This window comes from Polaribacter filamentus (assembly GCF_002943715.1).
GTDB classification, from domain to species: Bacteria; Bacteroidota; Bacteroidia; order Flavobacteriales; family Flavobacteriaceae; genus Polaribacter; species Polaribacter filamentus.
The window spans coordinates 2,639,323-2,660,363 of sequence record NZ_MQUA01000013.1 but is presented as its reverse complement, the minus strand read 5'-3'; the positions used below and the strand labels follow the sequence as shown (position 1 = coordinate 2,660,363).

Below are 21,041 nucleotides of genomic sequence, written 5' to 3'. Positions count from 1 at the left end.
GGCCTTATTATATCTTGTTTAACAAAATTTATTCCTTTTATTGTAATAGAAACTTTATGTTTGCGTCTGTTAACTATAACGAGCTATGAAAAAAATCACTTTTCTATTCTTCCTTTTTATTTCGGTAACTTTTGTTGGTCAGGTAAAAGGAAAAATTACAGACTTAAATAATAATCCGCTTTCTTTCGTAAGTGTGTATTTTGATAAAACAGTTACGGGTACAACCTCTAATGATAATGGAGAATATATTTTAGAACTTAAAAATAAAGGGAAACATACAGTTGTTTTTCAGTTTTTAGGGTACAAAACTTTAAAAAAGGAGGTTGATATTTCTTCTTTTCCTTTTGAATTGAATGTGAAACTAGATGAAGAAAATGTAGAATTGACAGAGGTTTTAATTTCTACAAAAGACAACCCTGCAAATGCAATTATTAGAAATGTAATTGCGAATAAAGATAAAAACACTGATAAATTTGCCCAATATACAGCCAAGTTTTATTCGCGTGGTTTGTATAGAATTAAAGACGCACCAGAGAAATTTTTAGGTCAGAGTTTGGGCGATTTTGGCGGAGGATTGGATTCTACAAGAAGCGGAATTATTTACCTCTCTGAAACTATTTCCGAGATCAAATATCAGAAAAAGCCAAAAAATTTTAAGGAGAATATTATTGCATCAAAAGTTAGTGGGCGCGATAATGGCATTAGTTTTAATCGAGCAGAAGATGCAAATATCAATTTTTATGAGAATAGTGTGGAGTTTGGTAATGATTTAATTTCGCCAATTTCTACAAATGCTTTTAGCTACTATAATTACAAATTAGAAGGTACTTTTTATGATAAAAATGGCAAGCTCATCAACAAAATAAACATCATTCCGAAACGTAAAAATGACCGCGTTTTTAATGGCTCTTTGTATATTGTAGAGAATGATTGGGCTTTGTATGGCGCAGATGTTACAGTTACAGGTGCTCAAATTAATATTCCGGTGGTTGATGTTTTAAAGCTGAAACAAAACTATAATTATTCTGATGAAAATGACGCATGGGTTTTAATCAGTCAGAGTATCGATTTTAAAGTAGATTTCTTCGGATTTAAATTTGATGGTCGCTTTTCTTCTGCATTCTCTAACTATAATTTTAAACCCAATTTCACAGAGAAAACCTTTACAAATGAAGTCTTAACTTTTGAAAAAGAAGCAACAGAAAAAGATTCTGTGTATTGGAACAAATTAAGACCGGTTCCTTTAACTATAGAAGAGGTGCAAGATTATGTAATTAAGGATAGTATAAAAATGGTACGTAAGTCTAAAGTGTATTTAGATTCTATAAATAAAAAACAAAATAAATTTAGTTTTCTTTCGCCTATTATGGGCTATACGTTTCGTAATTCGTATGAAAAATGGTCTATTTCTTATGACGGATTGATCAATGATTTAGGTTTTAATACGGTGCAAGGTTTCAATACTTCAGTTGGCGCAAGTTATTTTAAAACGCTAAATGATACTGGTAAATGGTGGAATGTTGGCGCAAAATTAAATTACGGTTTTTCTGATGAAAGGGCGAGACCTATTCTCTTTTTTAACAAAAAATGGGACAATATTACAAAACCTAGATTGGCTATTTCTGCGGGTGTTACAACTGCCCAATTTAATGATAGAGAACCAATTTCGGGGTTAGATAATATGATTCGTTCTTTGGTAAGAAGACAAAATTTTATGAAGATTTACGAAAAAGAATTTGCTAAAATTGGATATTCAGAAGAAATTAAAAACGGAGTTTATCTTTCATCTTCTTTAGAGTATGCTAATAGAAAGCCACTTTTTAATACGAGTAATTATTCTTTTGCACGTCAAAGTATGACCGATCCTTATACTTCTAATAATCCTATAAATCCGCAAGATTTTACAAATGCGAGTTTTACTGAACACAAAATTGCAACTCTAAATATTGGTGCAACTTTTATCTTTAATCAAAAATACTTATCGTATCCGGATAGGAAATTTAATGTTGGCAATAATAAGTATCCAACGTTAAATGTGAATTACAGAAAAATCTTTGGAGCTTCGAATTCTGATTTAAATTCTGACTTATTTCTAGCCAACTTATCACAAGATGTAGATGCAGGTAATTACGGAAAATTAGTCTATAATTTAAAAGGAGGAATGTTTCTAAAGCAGAAAAACATTGCTTTTATGGACAATTTGCAGACCAACGGAAATCAGCTGGTTTTTATTACAGGCAATCAATTAAATAATTTTGGCTTGTTAGAATATTATAAGTTTTACACCAACGACAAATACGCAGAAGCACACGTAGAACATAATTTTAAAGGCGCTATTTTAGGTAAAATCCCGTTACTTAATAAGTTGAATTTCCATTTAATCGGTGGCGCAAAAACGTTGTTTATGGCAGATAGAAATCCGTATTCAGAATATTCTGTAGGTTTAGATAATGTTGGTTTTGGTAAATGGCGTTTTTTAAGAGTCGATTATGTAAAATCGTTTCATGCAGGAATTAAAAATGACGGATTTTTATTCAGATTGAATTTATTAAACTAAAACTTTATCTTTGTTGCTGATGAACATAAAAACACTTTTTTTCGGAATTACAACAGATTTTGCTGGCGCATCAGAATTGCAAATAGTTGTTGAAGAAAATATATCCATAAAAGATTTTAAATACGTTTTAAAAGAAAGATTTAATCAATTAGAAAATGTTAATACGTATGCAATTGCTGTAAATGAAGCCTATGCAACTGATGATGTAATCATCAAAACTGGTGATGTTGTTGCGGTTATTCCGCCTGTAAGTGGTGGATAGGAAGTTGGTACTACTCTTTCTAAAGGTAAGAAAATTTTGTACAGATTTACACAGTGAATTTCTGTGTTTTTCTTTTTGAGGAGCAGTGAAATAAAAAATCTACTTCTTTAAATACTTATAATCCATATAAAAAGTTCCAAAAGGAAGAATAGAACAAAGTAAAATGATTCCTAAATCTTTGACATTCCAATTCATTTCTTTTTTAAGCATGATTGCTAAAATAATATAAAGCATAAATAAAACGCCGTGAGGCATTCCAAACATTTTTACATAACTAGGGTCGTTTAAAGCATATTTATAATACAAGCCTAAACTCATCAATAATAAGTAAGAAATTCCTTCTAAAAAACTAACAACTCTAAAGATATTTTTCATGTATTTGTTTTTCGTCATTAAGAGCTTGACCCCTACAATTGGGTTTAAAAAGCAATCTGTTTAATTTAGAAGCAGGTTATTTACCCTAAAACTCTTATACAGACGTTTTATTTTTTTTTACAAAAATACAATTTTGTTTTCCTATTTTTGTATGAAATATACCGAAACTGATTCAGTTTTTCTTAAAATAATGAGAACTTCAATTAAAATAACAACAGAAAAGTTAGATTTACAAGAATGTTATCAATTTGTAGAAGACGATTCTTGTGGCGGAATTTCTGCATTTATTGGTACTGTTAGAAATGATACGCAAGGAAAAGAAGTTGTACAACTAGATTTCTCGACTTATAAGCCAATGGCAATTAAAGAAATGCAAAAAATTGCAGATTTAACGTTATCAAAATTTGATATAAAAAAAATTGCTATTCATCATGCCGAGGGAATGCTTCAAATTGGTGATATTCCTGTAATCATCACTGCATCCGCAAAACATAGAAAAGCCGCTTTTTTAGCCTGCGAATTTGCAATTGATATTTTAAAAGAAACAGTTCCTATCTGGAAAAAAGAACATTTTTCTGATGGTGAAATTTGGGTAAATGCACATCCGTAGGGTTAGTCTTCAGTTATCAGTCTTCAATTATCATTTTTCAGTCTTTAGTTTTCAGTCGCGGTGCTCAGTGTCAGCAGGCAGGCGTAGTTTACGTAACAGTGAGAAACTGCTACCTGATAGTGAAAAATGCTAACTAATTTACTTACTACTAGAAACGGTCCTTCTACTCTGTATCCATAAGTAAAATTGCAGTCCAAATAAAATTGCTCCAGCCAATAAGTGTGTTGCTTGTGTTCCTATAGGGAATTCTGCATAATACATTAAAATTCCTGTTATGGTTTCTAAAAAGATTAGGAAAACAATCCAATTTACCAGTTTATAACCTAGATTTTTAATTTGATTGATGTAAAACAGTCCGAAGTTTACAAGTACAATTGCAATGGTAAAAGATCTATGAAAATAGAATTTAAAACTAGGATTCATCAAGCTATAATTCTTGTTTTCAAAACCAAACTGTTTTACTTGTTCGTCTATAAATTGTCTTACTTGCGTACCCATGGCAACCTGAATTAAAGAGAAAATTACAGAAATAATTAATAATTTATTAAATAACGAGTTGTAGTTGTATTTCTTTTTATCAGTAGAAATGATGAATTTTAATTGTAACAGAAGACCTATAATTATCAAACCAATAATCATGTGAACGGTTATTAATCCTGGTTTTAAATTGGTGTCAACTACGATTTTGCCCATTACAGCTTCTACCAACATTAAGAAAAAAGCAGCGTAGGCTAGTAGCGGTATTCTTTTATCTTCTTTCCAGAATTTAGATGCGGCATAGATTAAAAACAAGAATACAAAACCAGAAAGTACGGTTGCTAGTCTATTTATATATTCTGTCCAAGTATGAAATTTATTAAAAGTAGCATAATCGTGTTTTACGTACCTTTTCCAGAGTTTTATGTTGAATTCTGCTTCAGTTTTAATATCTTTTTCAGCAACAAATAAAACTTCGTCTTTTATAATAATATAGCCTTTTTTAAACGTTGTATTTGGTTTCCATATAATTTGGTCTTCCGAAGTGGGCGGTATGTAATACCCAAAACATTTTGGCCAATCTGGACAGCCCATTCCAGAACCCGTCATTCTTACAATAGAGCCTGCCAAGAAGATTAAATAAACAGAAATAATAGCAATTTGTACAATTTGTGGGAACCTATTTTTCATCATTTATAATATTTCTACAAAAATACGGCAAAAAAAAATCGTCTAAAAATAATTTAGACGATCTTTTTTCTGTAAAAAATTTTAAAATAATTAGATTACTCTAACGTCTACTGCATTTAAACCTTTTCTACCTTCTTTAAGATCAAATTCTACTGCATCGCCTTCTCTAACCTCGTCGATTAAGCCTGATACATGTAAGAAATACTCTGTTTTTGTTCCATCTTCGATTACAAATCCAAATCCTTTAGATTCATTGAAGAATTTTACTGTTCCGTTTTTCACTTTGATAAATAATAAATGTTAATAATATTCAAATATACATATTTTAAGTGTTTTTTTTTAATTTTTAATAAAATCAATGTTTTTTTTGAATAAAATTTTTTTAAAAAATTACAAAAAATTTATGAGATGACTATTTTAAGAATGTCAATATAATCAGGACTTTAAGCTTTTTTTTTATTTTAAAACACTGTAAAACAGTTTTTTGAAAAAAAAATTAAAATCACTAAAAAATCAAAAAAGTTCCATTTTGTTAAAAACTTCATGGGTTTTGTGGATAAGTATGGCTTTCATTTTGGAACAAAAAAGTCCATCTTTGTAGGAGTCGTTTTATAGCGATTTATTAAGTTTTAATAACACTCAAATTTCAACAATAAATGTCTTTTAAAGAACCAATTTTACAACCAAATGATAATCGCTTCGTGATTTTTCCTATTCAACACGATGATTTATGGGAATGGTACAAAAAACAACAAGCTTGTTTTTGGACTGCAGAAGAAATCGATCTACATGCTGATATTGTAGATTGGAATACCAAATTAACGGATGATGAGCGTTATTTTATCAAACATATTTTAGCATTTTTTGCCGCTTCAGACGGAATTGTAAACGAAAATTTAGCAGAGAACTTTGTGAATGAAGTACAATACTCTGAAGCAAAATTCTTCTACGGATTTCAAATCATGATGGAAAACGTTCATTCTGAAACTTATTCTTTATTAATAGACACCTATGTTAAGGACGAAGTAGAAAAAGATAGATTATTTAGAGCAATCGAAGTTTTTCCTGCAATTAAGAAAAAAGCAGATTGGGCTTTAAAATGGATAGAATCTGATTCTTTTGCAGAGCGTTTAATTGCTTTTGCAGCCGTTGAAGGAATTTTCTTTTCAGGAGCATTTTGTTCAATTTTCTGGTTAAAGAAAAGAGGATTACTACCAGGATTAACTTTTTCTAACGAATTAATTTCTAGGGATGAAGGAATGCATGCTGATTTTGCGGTGCATTTGCATAACAATCATATTGTAAATAGAGTTTCTCCAGAGCGTATTAGAGAAATTTTAATCGACGCCTTAAATATTGAGCGTGAGTTTATTACAGAGTCCTTGCCTGCAAGTTTGATTGGTATGAATTCTAAGTTGATGACGCAATATTTAGAATTTGTTACAGACAGATTGTTATTAGAATTTGGATGTGAAAAAGAATATGATGCTACAAATCCTTTTGATTTTATGGAAATGATTTCTTTGGAAGGAAAAACGAATTTTTTCGAAAAAAGAGTTTCTGAGTATCAAAAAGCGGGTGTAAAATCGGGCGGAACAGGGAGTATAAGTTTTGATTCTGATTTTTAATTTAGTTCCTTTTTAGAAACTAAATTCCCTATGAAAAGAATTCTGTAAATTCTGATATGCACTATTAGGATTATAAAGTTAAACTGCCAAAATGTGGATGTTTTGGCGGCTATCATAATTAAGTTTAAAATAAAACCAAACAACCCAATGTACGTATTAAAAAGAGATGGCAAACAAGAACCAGTGATGTTCGATAAGATCACTGCAAGAGTTAAAAAAATGTGTTACGGATTAAACGATATCGTTGAGCCCGTAAAAGTTGCAATGCGTGTTATTGAGGGCTTGTATGATGGTGTAACCACATCCGAATTAGATAATTTAGCAGCAGAAACTGCCGCTACAATGACAACTGCACACCCAGATTACGCAAAATTAGCAGCAAGAATAGCCGTTTCTAACTTACATAAAAACACCAAAAAATCATTCTCAGAAACCATGGATGATTTGTATTATTATGTAAATCCACGTACAGAAAAGAAAGCGCCATTGTTGGCAGACGATGTGTATAAAATCATTAAAGACAATGCAGAAAAATTAGATTCTACTATTATTTATAATAGAGATTTTAGCTACGATTACTTTGGTTTTAAAACTTTAGAGCGTTCTTATTTGTTAAAATTGAACGGTAAAATTGCAGAACGTCCACAACATATGTTAATGCGTGTTTCTATCGGTATTCATAAAAATGATATTGATGAAGCAATTGAAACGTATGAGTTAATGAGTAAAAAATATTTTACACATGCAACGCCAACATTATTTAACGCGGGTACCCCAAAACCACAAATGTCTTCTTGTTTTTTACTACAAATGCAAGACGATAGTATTGAAGGAATTTACGATACCTTAAAACAAACTGCAAAAATATCACAATCTGCTGGTGGTATTGGTTTGTCTTTGCATAATATTAGAGCAACAGGTTCTTACATTGCAGGAACAAACGGAACATCTAACGGAATTGTGCCAATGTTAAAAGTATTTAATGACACGGCACGTTATGTAGATCAAGGTGGAGGAAAACGTAAAGGTTCTTTTGCAATGTATTTGGAGCCTTGGCATGCAGATATTTTCTCCTTTTTAGATTTAAAGAAAAATCACGGAAAAGAAGAAATGCGTGCAAGAGATTTATTTTACGCAATGTGGATTTCAGATTTATTTATGAAACGTGTAGAACAAGATGGGGATTGGACGTTGATGTGTCCTCACGAATGTCCTCATTTATATGACACCTATGGTGAAGAATTTGAACGGTTATATACAAGTTACGAAGTTGCGGGTAAAGGAAGAAAAACGATTAGAGCACGCGAATTATGGGAGAAAATCTTAGAATCTCAAATTGAGACAGGAACTCCTTATATGTTATACAAAGATGCTGTAAACCGTAAAACAAATCAGAAGAATTTAGGAACTATTCGTTCTTCTAACTTGTGTACAGAAATTATGGAATTCACAGCAAAAGACGAAGTTGCTGTTTGTAATTTAGCATCTATTGCATTGCCAATGTTTGTTTCTGAAAAAGAAAACGGAGAGAAATTTTTCAATCACAAAAGATTATTTGAAATTACTAAAAAAGTAATTCGTAATCTAGATACTGTGATTGATATGAATTACTACCCTGTAAAAGAAGCAGAAAACTCCAACTTTAGACACAGACCTGTAGGTTTAGGAATTCAAGGTTTAGCAGATGCTTTTATTCAATTGCGTTTACCATTTACCTGTGATGAAGCTAAAAAATTGAATCAAGAAATATTTGAGACCATGTATTTTGCGGCTGTAACTTCTTCTATGGAATTAGCAAAATCAAAGGGACCGTATTCTACATTTAAAGGTTCGCCAATGTCTGAAGGAGAGTTTCAGTACAATATGTGGGGAATTAAAGATGAAGAGTTAAGTGGAAATTGGGAGTGGGCTAAATTGCGTAAGCAAGTAATGAAACATGGAGTTAGAAACTCATTGTTAATGGCGCCAATGCCTACTGCATCTACTTCGCAAATTTTAGGAAACAATGAAGCTTTTGAGCCGTATACTTCTAATATTTATACACGTAGAGTTTTATCTGGAGAATTTATTGTTGTAAACAAACATTTACTAGAAGATTTAGTAGAACTAGGTTTGTGGGATAATGATATGAAAGAAAACATTATGCGCGCAAATGGTTCTGTGCAGCATATAGAGTCTATTCCTGCGGATTTAAGAGAATTATACAAAACAGTTTGGGAATTGAGTATGAAAGATATTATAGATATGGCGCGTCATAGAGGTTATTTTATAGATCAATCTCAATCTTTGAACTTGTTTATGAAAGATCCAGATTTTGGTAAATTAACTTCAATGCATTTCTACGGATGGAAATCTGGCTTAAAAACAGGAATGTATTACTTAAGAACAAAATCGGCAGTAAATGCAACGCAGTTTACAGTTTCTAAAGAAAAAACAGAAGAGGTAATTGAAGAAAAACCAATGAGTCCAACCGAATTTAAAGCAATGGTGGATGCTTCTAAAAACGGAGCGCCAGACGATGATTGCGAGATGTGTGGTTCTTAAACTAAAACTTCATTGCGAGGAACGAAGCAATCTATTTATTATATTATGTTGTGATTTTTTAAAATAAAATTTCATCAAATTAAAACTTGACAAAAAGAGAAGTAGAAATACTTCTCTTTTTTTGTAAATTCGATAAAAATTAAAAGTGATGATGAACTGGGAACAACTTCTTTCTTTAAAACGTTTTGGCGATACACAAAAACGCCTAAGAATTGCGCAAGACGAAACTCGTTTAGGTTTCGAGGTAGATTTTGATAGAATTATATTTTCATCGGCATTTAGAAGTTTACAAGACAAAACACAAGTAATTCCGTTATCAGAAACCGACTTTGTGCACACACGATTAACACACAGTTTAGAAGTTTCTGTGGTGGGTAGAACTTTAGGCAGAAGAGTAGGGAAAGTGTTGTTAGAACGGCATCCAAATTTAGTAGAATTGGGTTACACTTTTAACGATTTTGGAGCTATTGTTGCAGCAGCTTCAGTAACGCACGATATTGGAAATCCGCCTTTTGGCCATTCAGGAGAAAAAGCAATTGGTGAGTATTTTAAATCCGGAAAGGGTGCAAAATACAAAGACCAATTATCAGCCAAAGAATACCAAGATCTAATTGATTTTGAAGGAAATGCAAACGGATTTAAAATTCTTACTGAATCTAGAGAAGGTATTTCTGGAGGATTGCGTTTAAGCTATGCAACTTTGGGAGCGTTTTTAAAATATCCAAAAGAAAGTTTACCAAAGAAGCCCACAAATCATATCGTTGATAAAAAATACGGGGTTTTTCAATCAGAAAAAACAGAATTTTTAGAAGTTGTTCAAGAGCTAGGTTTGTTGCAAAAATCAGTTGAAAATAATTCATTTTACAGACATCCTTTAGCCTATTTAGTAGAAGCAGCAGACGATATTTGTTACACCATTATAGATTTTGAAGACGGAATTAATCTTGGTTTAATCGAAGAGGAATTCGCTTTAGAATACATGATAAAGTTGGTAAAAGACACGATTGATAGTAAAAAATACCACTCTTTAAAACACAAAAAGGACCGAGTAAGTTATTTGCGAGCTTTGGCAATTGGCGTTTTAATTAATGAAGCTGTAGAAATTTTTCTAGCAAATGAAGTAGCAATTTTAAGCGGAACTTTTGATAAATCTTTATTAGATAAATGTACCTATGAGGCACAGATTAACGATATTATTAAAATTAGCGTTGATAAAATTTACAAAAGTAAAGAAGTTGTAGAAAAAGAAGTTGCTGGCTATAGAATTATTGCCGACTTGTTAAATATTTTCGTAAATTCGTTAAACAATAAGTTTGATGGTACTGCTTCAAATTATGATCAATTAGTTCTGAATTTATTACCACAAGAATATCAAATAGAGCGTGCTAATCTGTATAACAGAATTATGTTAATTTGCAGCTACGTTGCAGGAATGTCTGATAGTTATGCTATTAGAATGCATAAAAAATTAACAGGAAATAGTATGTGAAATTGGGTAATTATTATTAATTTTATATATTTGTTAAGCAATGTGTAAAAACAATGTGTAAAATTATGAACAAAAAGTAAAATATATTTTTATGAGTACTACTATAAAATGTATGCTATGTTCTTTGTTTTTATCTTTTTTTTTAAGCTGTAAATCTAAATCTTTACATAAAATAGAAGAGGAAAACAAAATAATATTTAAAGAAAGAGAGGTTGTCAAAGAGATTTACAATCAAAAAAAAACCTTGCTTTTAATTTTAAAGCATAACGCAGATGGTAACTTGCCGATAACATTTCATTATAAAGTTATTGATGTAAAAACCAAAAAAGAAAAGAAAGAAGGAGTTTTTATTGGAAGTAAAATAGAATGGCAAGATAATACCAGTTTAAAATGTTTTGCACACGTGGGAATGATACGAAAAGAGGATTATAATTTCTCTGAGAAAACAAAAAAGAAACCTAGTACCAATTATACAATAATAGAAATTAAATAAATTAATATATGAAGAAAATTTACGCAGTAATATTTTACACAATTTTATCAGTAGCTTTTTTAAGTTCTTGTCAGCAACAAAGTAAGAACAAAAAATTTACAGTGAAAGAAGTAAAATTTAAGAAGAAAAAGAAAGACCTTAATGCCGTTCATAAAAAAGGAATAGAACATATTGCTGATTATCAAAAAGAAATTAGAAAACCTTTTGGAGCACAAAAATCTACCTACAAAAAAGGATATTTAGTAGAAGAATACAAGAAAGCAAAAAAGCAAGTTTTATTTAGTAAAAGTGCAAATGTTATCGCTCCTATATTTACAGAAAGAGGTCCAGCAAACGTTCCCGGTAGAACTAGAGGAATTGCTGTAGATCCTACAAATGCGAACAGATGGTATGTTGGTACTGTTGGTGGAGGTGTTTGGTTAACGGAAGATGCAGGAACAACTTGGGAAAATCTAACAGATCTTCAAATTCCGAACCTAGCGACTTCTACTATTGTAATTAGTCCAACAGATGCTAATACGTTATATGTAGGTACAGGCGAACCTTTTGGAAATTTAGGTGCGATTGGTGGCTCAGGTGTTTTTAAAACAACAGATGGAGGAACTACTTGGCAACACTTAACAGCAACTTTGAATTATGGAGACATTGGTAGAATAATTATCAACCCAAATGACAAGAATAATGTTTTAATAGGAACAGAATCTGGTATCTATAGAACGATTAATGGAGGAACTTCTTGGACAAGAGTTTATAATTCTTCTCGAACAGTGCAAGATTTAGATGCTGATCCTGCAGATTTTAATATTCTATATGGATCAGTTGATAGTGTTGGAGTGGTAAAATCAACAGATGGAGGTTTAACATGGAAACTTGTTTTTGATAAAGAATCTAAAAACACTAACCATGGAAGATTTGAGTTATCTGTTTCTCCCGTAGATTCAAGGGTTTTTTTAAGCGTTTTTAGCAGTTCTGGAGCAACTGTGGGGGTAAATACAGATTTTTACTATTCTACAAGTAAAGGATTCTTTTGGACAACTTTAACTACTGAGGGTACAGCTACATCCGCAAATTTATTAACAGGTCAAGGATGGTACGATAATGTTATCATGGCACATCCTTATGATGCTAATGTGTTTTATGTAGGTGGTATAGCCGTTTTTAAAGTTACTATTTCTGGAAATAATTTTACTTCAGAATCAATTGCTTCAGGCTATGATAATAGTAAAATAAATACGTATGTTCATGTAGATCAGCACGGTCTGTATACAGTTTTGGGAAATAACCAAGAATTTAAAATTTTGTTAGCAAATGATGGTGGTGTGTATAGTACTTCCTCTAAACAAGATCCAGGTGTATCTCAAGGTGATTGGTCTAATACTGTGATGGGGAAAAATAGTACACAATTTTATGGTGCGGCAAAACAAAATGGGCAAGACAATTATTTAGCAGGGGCACAAGACAATGGCTCGTGGTCTTCTGGTGGAAATAATTCTTCAAAATCAAAAATATACAGTGGTGTTAGTGGCGGTGATGGTTTTGAAGTTATTTGGCATTACAATAAACCTGGAAGTTACATAACTACATCTCAATATAATAATGTTAATAGATTTGTTAACAATATTAGCGTAGGATCAAGTAATTTTACTGACTCTAATGATCAGGATACATCACCTTTTTATTCAAAAATAGCAAATGCAAATAATAATCCAGATGCCGTTTTTGCAGTATCTACAAACGGGGTTTGGAGATCTACAGATTTTGGAACCACATGGAATTTAACACCTATTACTAGTAATTTTACATCAAATGCTACAAGTTCTCTAAATGTTAAAGTATCTTCTGCAGATCCAGATATTATCTGGGCGGGTGCAGTAATGACAGAAAATGGTAGCTTTACTATGCACGTTTCTCAAGATAACGGTCAAACATTTACAAGCACAAATGTTTATGATGATCCGACAAAAACTCATAGTTATAATATTTCTGGCATGAGTACTTCTTACACAGAAAAGAATAGAGCTTACCTTGCTTTTTCTGGTCAAGGAGCCGCTAAAATTTTAAAGACAGAAGACTTAGGAAATACTTGGACAGATATTTCAGGGTTTAGTGCAGGATCAAATACAGGGTTTCCTGATGTGGCTGTGCATAGTATTTTAGAAATGCCTTTTGATAAAGACATAATTTGGGCTGGTACAGAAATTGGTATTTTTCAAACAGAAAACGGAGGTGCTAATTGGAGTTTAGTTTCAGATTTTATACCTGTTGCTGTTTATGATATGGAAGTCGTAAACGACCAAGTAGTGATGGCAACTTATGGTAGAGGAATCTGGTCTGCAACCATTTCTGAGCTGAATAACTTTACTTTAGCACAATATTTCGCAAAACCAAACGTTGCGTCAAGGCAAAAAGCATTAGACAGTAATAAAGCAATTATTAGTTATAATGTTACAACTGATAAGGTAAATAGGGTTAAAGTTTTTATAGATGATGTAGAAAAAGCAGAAGTAGTGCAAGATTTTAATACTGGAATTACATATAATTTTGAAACTTTAGACTTAACAGAAGGAAGGCATACCGTTTCAGTACAATTGTTTGAAGATTCGAATAAAAGAGAAACTGATAAAGAGAATAAAAACCTTGATATTGTATCTTACAAATCTCCAAGCACATTTTTAAAAATCACAGAGTTTACTGAATCAGATGTTTTTGCTTTTAATGCTGGGTTTGTAATAGATAATTTGAGTAATAATATTACCGGTAATGTTCTAAATAATTCGGGTCATCCTTATAGTAGTAGAACTACCTATTCCGTAGTACTAAAACAGCCTTTAACTATTTCTGAATCAAATAAAAATTTCATGTACGAAGATTTTGCTATTGTAGAGCCTTATACAACTGATTTAAATGATTTGTCTCAGTTTTATGATTATGTAATTATTGAAGCATCTACAGATCTTAGTACATGGAAAACAATAGATAAATATGATTCTCGAAGATTTACTGAATGGTTGGCTGAATCAACGAAAGTTGATGTAGGTTCAATTCCAATCAATGATGCGTTATTTAAAGAGCAAACAATAGATTTAACAACAAAAGGATTCTCAACAGGAGAAACGATAGTACTTAGGTTTTCTTTAGTTTCAGATCCATTTACCAATTCTTATGGTTGGGCAATTAGATCAATAAATAAAGAAGCGACGGCTTCTGTAGAAGAGGTTTTAGCTGGTCTAAAAGCATTTACAATATATCCAACAGTTTCTAATGGTAATTTTACGATTCAGGCAAAAAACGAGTTGGGGAAAGCTAAAATGAATATTTTTGACATTCGAGGAAGAGAAGTATTTAAAAAACAGGTAGATTTTTCAGTTAATGAAAAACAAAGTATTTCTGTTAATTTAAAAGCGGGAGTTTATTTTGTAAACATTTCTCGCGAAAACAATAAAACATCTTCTAGAAAAATTATTATTGAATAATTGTAGAATAGTTAAATTGAAATAAAAAAGACGCCATTTGGCGTCTTTTTTTTATGATCTTAAATTAAAATAATTCACTAAACTTTCAGCATCTAAACCAACTTCTTTTTGAAGTTTTTCACTACTTCCGTGTTCTACAAATTCATCAGGGATGCCTAAAATTTTAATATTGTTTTTATAGTTAAATTTTGATGCAAATTCTAAAATTGAGGAACCAAATCCCCCTTTAATTGTTCCGTCTTCAATGGTAATTATAGTTTGATGTTTTTTAAAAATTTGATGTAATAAGTTTTCATCCAAAGGTTTTATAAAACGCATATCATAATGTGCAAGTTCATCCCTTTTTACTGACGAAATAATTGCTTCAGAAACGGTGTCAGCAACAGTTCCAACAGATAAAATAGCGATTCCTCCCCCTTCTTTTAAACAAATTCCTTTTCCGATTTCAATTTTTTGAAAAGGTTTTTCCCAGTCAATAATTTTTCCTTTTCCTCTCGGATACCTTATTGCAATCGGATTTTTCAATCTTAATTGAGCCGTGTATAAAATATTGCGCAATTCAATTTCATTTCTTGGTGCAAAAATAATCAAGTTAGGAATGCATCTTAGATACGCCAGGTCAAAAACACCATGATGCGTTGCGCCATCTTCACCAACCAAACCAGCTCTGTCCAAGCAAAAAATAACCGGTAAATTTTGCAAAGCAACATCATGAATTACTTGATCGTAAGCACGTTGCAGAAACGTTGAATAAATATTACAAAACGGAATTAATCCTTGAGTTGCCATTCCGGCAGCCAAAGTAACTGCATGTTGTTCCGCAATACCAACATCAAAAGTTCGTTTTGGGAATTCTTGTAACATCAATTTTAACGAACTTCCGGTTAACATTGCGGGTGTAATACCCACAATATTCTCATTTTGTTTTGCTAATTCTACAATTGTTTTTCCAAAAACATCTTGATACTTTGTATATAAACTCTCTTCTTTTTTTATTCTTTCCCCAGAAGTTTTATTAAATTTTCCTGGTGCATGATAGGTAACTTGGTCTTCTTCAGCTTGCTGTAAACCTTTGCCTTTTGTGGTAATTACATGTAAAAACTTTGGACCTTTTACAGATTTTAATCGTTCTAATTCTGATACTATTTTTGTTAAATCATGACCGTCAATAGGCCCCGAATAATCAAAATTCAAAGCTTTGACAATATTATTTTGCGCAGCTAATCTTTTATCAGTTTTAACTTTGGTTAAATATTCCTTTAACGCGCCAACCGAAGGATCAATTCCGATAGCATTATCATTTAAAATAATCAATAAATTGGCGTCAGAAACTCCTGCATGATTCAAGGCTTCAAAAGCCATTCCGCTTGCAATAGAAGCATCGCCAATCACAGCAATATGATGTTTTTCTGCATGGCCTTTTAAGTTAGATGCAAGTGCCATTCCTAAAGCTGCAGAAATAGAAGTGGAAGAATGCCCAACTCCAAATGCATCAAATTCACTCTCTTTTCTAGAAGGAAAACCAGCAATTCCGCCAAATTGTCTATTGGTATGAAAAATGTCTTTTCTGCCCGTTAAAATTTTATGTCCGTATGCTTGATGTCCAACATCCCAAACCAATAAATCATTTGGTGTATTAAATAAATAATGAAGTGCAATTGTGAGTTCTATAACACCCAAACTTGCACCTAAATGGCCTTCTTTTGCAGCAACAATATCAATAATAAATGCACGCAATTCCTTTGCCAATTGTGGCAATTGGTCAGTATTTAATTTTCTTAAATCTGATGGGTTTGATATGTTGTTTAATAAATTATTCATCCGAATACAAAAATACAATATAACTTTTTGTAATATTGATTTGTAAAAAGAATAGTTATGGTGAAAAAAGAAAATTTACCTTTACTAATATTGATTGCAAGTTTTAAACTCATCATATTAAACATAATAACTTCGGATGCCTTTTATTTTCTGGGGACGAATTATAGCAAATATTTTTATAATATTAGGTATGATGGGCATAGTCAAAAATAAATAAAGAACATAATTCACAAAAAATGATACAACCTTTTGACGATATTTATTTCATGAAAAAAGCTTTGCAAGAAGCAGAAGCAGCTTATGATAAAGGCGAAGTACCTGTGGGTGCAATTATTGTTCATAAAAATCAAATTATAGCGAGAGCGCATAATTTAACAGAAACCTTAACGGATGTAACGGCACATGCAGAAATGCAAGCTTTTACAGCAGCAGCTGATTTTTTAGGAGGAAAATATTTAAAAGATTGTGTATTGTATGTTACTTTAGAACCTTGCCAAATGTGCGCTGGCGCAAGTTATTGGGCACAAATTGATACAATTGTTTATGGAGCTTCTGAACTAGAAAGAGGTTTTGTGAACTTAAAAACTACGTTACATCCAAAGACAAAAGTTATAAGTGGTGTTTTAGAAAAAGAATGTTCGCAATTGTTAAAAAGATTCTTTGTTGAAAAACGGAATCTTAATTAATTGTTAAAAAGCGATAAACTTTTAATATAAATTACTTTATAATTTGTAATATAATTTGTTTTCGAGAACTTTAGATTTTAATTCAAATTAAACAAACACTACAGATGAAAAATAGTATCTTATTTTTTGTGTTTTTATTTACTGTATCAGTAATTTCTGCGCAAGAAACTCCAACGCCAAATTATAGGCAGGCCGCCAAATATGCGCCAGAGAACTTGGCAAAAATGGTGCATTCAACGGATGTAAATCCGCATTGGTTAAAAAAGGGAAACCGTTTTTGGTATGCCTACAAAACATCGGATGGGTCTAATCATTATCTGGTTGATCTTGATAAAAAAAGCAAAAATGAGCTTTTTGACAATGTGAAGATGGCGAAATGGTTAACAGAAATTACCAAAGATCCTTATGATGCTAAACATTTACCGAAATTGGATTTTAAATTTAATGAAGCTGAAAATGCGATTCATTTTAGAGTAGAATCAACCGAAGAAGTGGAGTTCGTTGATGAAAAAGAAGATATAGAAAATGATTCCATATCCACTAAAAGTGAAAAAACGAAGACACCAAAAATGGAGAAAAAAACCTACTATTTAGAATATAGACTAGGTAGTAATGGTTTGAAAATAATCAACACTAAAAAAGAAGAGAAAAAACCTTGGGAAAAGTGGGCAAATATTGCTCCAGATAGTTCTATCGTTTTATACTCAAAACAATTTAACTTGTATTGGATGGATAAAATAAACTTTAAAAAGTTTATTAAAAACGAAAAAGATAGCACTGTTGTAGAAAATCAATGGACAAAAGATGGAGAAGATAACTACGGTTACGGCGGTAGTTCAAGAGAAGATAATGTTGATAAAGATGAAAATAAAGACAAACGTAAAGGTGCGTGGGGAACTTGGTCTCATGATTCTAAAAAGTTTGTGTTCGAAAAATCAGATTCTAGACACATCAAAGATTTGTGGGTAATTAATTCTACAGGTAAAAAAAGACCAACTTTAGAAACCTATAAATACCATATGCCGGGAGAGCAAGAATATTACAAATCAGAATTATTAATTTTTGATATTCCAACAAAAACGCATGTAAAAGTTCCTTTAGATACGGTTCGTCAACAAAGTTTAAATGTTTTTAGAGCACCAAGAAAACAATCTGATCGAGATGATGATTTTACCCCTTCTTTGCTTTTGTCAAAAAAAGGAAAACTTTATTTTAGTGTAATTTCTAGAGATAGAAAAAAATATGATGTTTGTGTAGCTGATATAAATACGGGTGAATACAAAGTGTTGATTGAAGAGCGTTTTAATACCTACATAGAGTCTGCACCCTTAATTTTATTTAACAATGAAACAGAAATGTTGCATTGGGCAGAGCGCGATGGTTGGGCACATTTTTATTTATATGATGCCAACGGAAACTTAAAAAATCAAGTTACAGAAGGTGATTATCATGTGGCAGGATTTGAGGGTTTAGATGAAAAAAGTAGAACCTTATATTTTACAGCAAACGGTGTCAACAAAGAGCACGACCCTTATTATGCCCATACGTATAAAATCAGTTTAAACGGATCGGGAATGAAGACCTTAGATCCTGGAGATTTTACAACAACTTCTTCGATGTCTGATTCGAATCAATATTTTGTAAATAATTTTTCTAGAGTAAATACCACTCCAAAATCGGAAGTGAGAGATACGAACGGAAAGTTAGTTCTAGATCTAGAAACTGCAGATTTATCGCAATTATTAGCATCAGGATATCAATTTCCAGAACCTTTTAAAGTAAAAGCGGATGACGGAATTACAGATATTTACGGTGTGATGTACAAGCCTTTTGATATGGATTCTACAAAAGTATATCCGCTTTTAGAATATGTGTATCCTGGACCACAAACCGAAGCTGTAAACAAATCTTTTTCTTATAGAATGGATCGTTTAGATAGAATGGCGCAAGTTGGTTTTGTGGTAATTACCTTGGGAAATAGAGGTGGTCATCCAGACAGATCTAAATGGTATCACAATTATGGTTACGGAAATTTACGTGATTATGGTTTGGCTGATAAAAAATATGTAGCACAACAATTAGCGAATAAACATCAATTTATAGACATTGATAAAGTAGGGATTTACGGTCATTCTGGTGGTGGATTTATGTCTACAGCAGCAATGTTAGTCTATCCAGATTTCTTTAAAGCCGCAGTTTCATCCGCAGGAAACCATGATAATAGAGTGTATAATTCTTGGTGGAGTGAAACGCATCACGGTGTAAAAGAAGAAATTGACGAAAAAGGAAAAATTTCTTATAAATATGATATTGATTACAATCAATCTTTGGCAAAAAACTTAAAAGGACATTTAATGTTAATTCATGGCGATATGGATAATAACGTGCATCCTGCGGGAACGATTAGAATGGCCGAACAATTAATTAAAGCACATAAGCGTTTTGAATTTATGATTATGCCAGGCCAAAGACATGGTTTTGGAGACATGACAGAATATTCTTTTTGGCTAAGAGCAGATCATTTTAGTAAATATTTATTAGGAAAAGAGGCTACAGATATTGATATATTATATATGAATATGGATGATCCAAAGAATAAATAAATTATTAAATTCTATGTCAGTTCTAGTGTAGTCAGGAACTGATTAAAATAAAAGAAAAAAACTCCGAATGAAAATTCGGAGTTTTTTTATGCTTTTTAATCTTGCTGATATTCTAAAATATCTGCAGGTTGGCAATCTAAAGCATCACAAATAGCTTCTAAAGTTGAAAACCGAATTGCCTTTGCTTTTCCTGATTTTAAAACGGATAAATTTGCGGTAGTAATTCCGATTATTTCTGCCAATTCTTTACTCCGCATTTTACGAGTTGCAAGCATTATATCTAAATTTACTATGATTGCCATATTATATAGTTAAGTCGTTTTCTTGTTTTTGATTCTTGGCTATTTTAAATATTTCACTTAAAATGATAAAGAACAAGCCTAAGCAAATAATTACTATATGCTGGTTTAATCCGAATTCTAAAGATATTTTTTGTTCAAAATAAATTTTACTAATCATTGCGATTGTGAGAGAAATAATCCCGGAAACAGCTAATAAATTTCCTATTTTTTTGAAGGATGTTATAACCGTTTCTTCAAATATTTTTACTCTTATAAAGTGGTTTAATACTTTTCTAAAAAAATATAAAGCTGTAATAATTAGTAAATAATTTAGTGCTGAAATAACAAGTAATGTTTTTGATAATAAGGCATCGCTATTAAAATTTACTGAATTTATTTTGATATTTAATTCACCTAAATCAACAAAGAAAATTGCAATAGAAAAACCAATAATTACTAATACTATTGGCATAGAGAATATCCAAAGTACATCTACAATGCCTTTTAAAATATTAATTTTTCTCATAATTATATGGTTAAGTCATTTTCAGATTGAATTTCAATGCCTCTTTTTACAATTTGCGCAAAAATAAAGATGATTAGAGAAAGGAAAACGAAATCACTAGAGAACAAATCCATTTGAAAATCATATTTTTTTCCAATCAATTGCATGTGCGTGTTGTGCACAATTGCCAAAATCCACAAATAGAAAATACCTTTGCTTATTTGTTGCATTAATTTTTGAACATCCATATTAAAGGGTTGTTTAATATTTAATTTTCGCAGTAATTTAATCACTAAAAACGCAATATAAGCTTCAGTCGCAAATAGTAAAATTTTATAAGATATAATAAAAGAATACTGTGTAAAGCTATAATTTCTGTATTCAAAGAGGTTGATGCCGTCATATAAACTTTTTGAAATCGCTGCATTTTCTATGCTTAATAAATAGGTGACTAGAATTCCTCCTGATTTAATCATTAATCCGATAAAAGCAAACCATGAAAAGAACTTCATGACTTTTAATAATTTCTCTGTTTTCATTTTATAGT

Annotated in this window: 17 protein-coding genes; 10 read left to right on the top strand and 7 right to left on the bottom strand. The window is 31.4% G+C overall.

The genetic code is table 11. The features are described 5' to 3' along the window. Positions 1–85: 85 nt before the first annotated feature. Both BST83_RS14155 and BST83_RS14150 read left to right on the top strand, forming a co-directional pair. The gene (locus tag BST83_RS14155; protein ID WP_104810352.1) at positions 86–2,557 is read left to right on the top strand and encodes a DUF5686 and carboxypeptidase regulatory-like domain-containing protein; all 2,472 of its coding nucleotides are present in this window, start codon (positions 86–88) and stop codon (positions 2,555–2,557) included. 19 nt (positions 2,558–2,576) lie between these two features. After that, complete coding sequence (locus BST83_RS14150; RefSeq protein WP_104810351.1) at positions 2,577–2,819, top strand: MoaD/ThiS family protein; 243 nt, start codon at positions 2,577–2,579, stop codon at positions 2,817–2,819. A gap of 99 nt (positions 2,820–2,918) precedes the next feature. On the opposite strand, the gene BST83_RS14145 is transcribed toward BST83_RS14150, so the two are convergent. Then, complete coding sequence (locus tag BST83_RS14145; protein ID WP_104810881.1) at positions 2,919–3,194, bottom strand: DUF3817 domain-containing protein; 276 nt, start codon at positions 3,192–3,194, stop codon at positions 2,919–2,921. A 187-nt stretch (positions 3,195–3,381) separates the two neighbouring features. Between BST83_RS14145 and BST83_RS14140 the strand changes: the two genes are divergently transcribed. After that, positions 3,382–3,804: a molybdenum cofactor biosynthesis protein MoaE gene (locus tag BST83_RS14140; protein WP_104810880.1), complete on the top strand. Its 423-nt coding sequence runs from the start codon at positions 3,382–3,384 to the stop codon at positions 3,802–3,804. Positions 3,805–3,942: 138 nt separating this feature from the next. Here the strand turns inward: BST83_RS14140 and BST83_RS14135 are convergent, their stop codons facing one another. Beyond that, on the bottom strand, positions 3,943–4,974 hold the full coding sequence (locus BST83_RS14135) for a COX15/CtaA family protein (RefSeq protein ID WP_240614766.1): 1,032 nt from the start codon (positions 4,972–4,974) through the stop codon (positions 3,943–3,945). Positions 4,975–5,061: 87 nt separating this feature from the next. After that, positions 5,062–5,253: a cold-shock protein gene (locus BST83_RS14130; RefSeq protein WP_104810349.1), complete on the bottom strand. Its 192-nt coding sequence runs from the start codon at positions 5,251–5,253 to the stop codon at positions 5,062–5,064. Positions 5,254–5,627: 374 nt separating this feature from the next. Between BST83_RS14130 and BST83_RS14125 the strand changes: the two genes are divergently transcribed. The 5 genes from BST83_RS14125 to BST83_RS14105 all read left to right on the top strand — a co-directional run bounded on the left by BST83_RS14125 (position 5,628) and on the right by BST83_RS14105 (position 14,598). Beyond that, complete coding sequence (locus tag BST83_RS14125) at positions 5,628–6,599, top strand: ribonucleotide-diphosphate reductase subunit beta (protein WP_104810348.1); 972 nt, start codon at positions 5,628–5,630, stop codon at positions 6,597–6,599. A 147-nt stretch (positions 6,600–6,746) separates the two neighbouring features. Further along, positions 6,747–9,143: a ribonucleoside-diphosphate reductase subunit alpha gene (locus BST83_RS14120; protein WP_104810879.1), complete on the top strand. Its 2,397-nt coding sequence runs from the start codon at positions 6,747–6,749 to the stop codon at positions 9,141–9,143. A 151-nt stretch (positions 9,144–9,294) separates the two neighbouring features. Continuing rightward, positions 9,295–10,632, top strand: coding sequence for a deoxyguanosinetriphosphate triphosphohydrolase (locus BST83_RS14115; RefSeq protein ID WP_104810347.1), 1,338 nt, complete (start codon positions 9,295–9,297; stop codon positions 10,630–10,632). A gap of 91 nt (positions 10,633–10,723) precedes the next feature. Beyond that, positions 10,724–11,125 carry a hypothetical protein gene (locus BST83_RS14110; RefSeq protein ID WP_146092175.1) on the top strand — a complete coding sequence of 134 codons (402 nt, stop codon included), beginning with the start codon at positions 10,724–10,726 and terminating at the stop codon, positions 11,123–11,125. 8 nt (positions 11,126–11,133) lie between these two features. Further along, complete coding sequence (locus BST83_RS14105) at positions 11,134–14,598, top strand: T9SS type A sorting domain-containing protein (protein ID WP_104810345.1); 3,465 nt, start codon at positions 11,134–11,136, stop codon at positions 14,596–14,598. Between the two features lie 51 nt (positions 14,599–14,649). Here BST83_RS14105 and dxs read toward each other — a convergent pair whose 3' ends face one another. After that, positions 14,650–16,419 carry a 1-deoxy-D-xylulose-5-phosphate synthase gene (gene dxs / locus BST83_RS14100; RefSeq protein ID WP_104810344.1) on the bottom strand — a complete coding sequence of 590 codons (1,770 nt, stop codon included), beginning with the start codon at positions 16,417–16,419 and terminating at the stop codon, positions 14,650–14,652. A 236-nt stretch (positions 16,420–16,655) separates the two neighbouring features. On the opposite strand from dxs, the gene BST83_RS14095 reads away from it, so the two are divergent. Both BST83_RS14095 and BST83_RS14090 read left to right on the top strand, forming a co-directional pair. After that, on the top strand, positions 16,656–17,105 hold the full coding sequence (locus BST83_RS14095) for a nucleoside deaminase (RefSeq protein ID WP_104810343.1): 450 nt from the start codon (positions 16,656–16,658) through the stop codon (positions 17,103–17,105). 104 nt (positions 17,106–17,209) lie between these two features. Continuing rightward, positions 17,210–19,708 carry a S9 family peptidase gene (locus tag BST83_RS14090; RefSeq protein WP_104810342.1) on the top strand — a complete coding sequence of 833 codons (2,499 nt, stop codon included), beginning with the start codon at positions 17,210–17,212 and terminating at the stop codon, positions 19,706–19,708. A gap of 95 nt (positions 19,709–19,803) precedes the next feature. Here BST83_RS14090 and BST83_RS14085 read toward each other — a convergent pair whose 3' ends face one another. The 3 genes from BST83_RS14085 to BST83_RS14075 are packed head-to-tail and all read right to left on the bottom strand — an operon-like array spanning position 19,804 to position 21,033. After that, positions 19,804–20,010: a helix-turn-helix domain-containing protein gene (locus BST83_RS14085; RefSeq protein WP_104810341.1), complete on the bottom strand. Its 207-nt coding sequence runs from the start codon at positions 20,008–20,010 to the stop codon at positions 19,804–19,806. 1 nt (position 20,011) lies between these two features. Further along, positions 20,012–20,515, bottom strand: coding sequence for a DUF2975 domain-containing protein (locus tag BST83_RS14080; protein WP_104810340.1), 504 nt, complete (start codon positions 20,513–20,515; stop codon positions 20,012–20,014). Positions 20,516–20,517: 2 nt separating this feature from the next. Further along, positions 20,518–21,033: a DUF2975 domain-containing protein gene (locus BST83_RS14075; protein ID WP_170062792.1), complete on the bottom strand. Its 516-nt coding sequence runs from the start codon at positions 21,031–21,033 to the stop codon at positions 20,518–20,520. Positions 21,034–21,041: the final 8 nt, after the last annotated feature.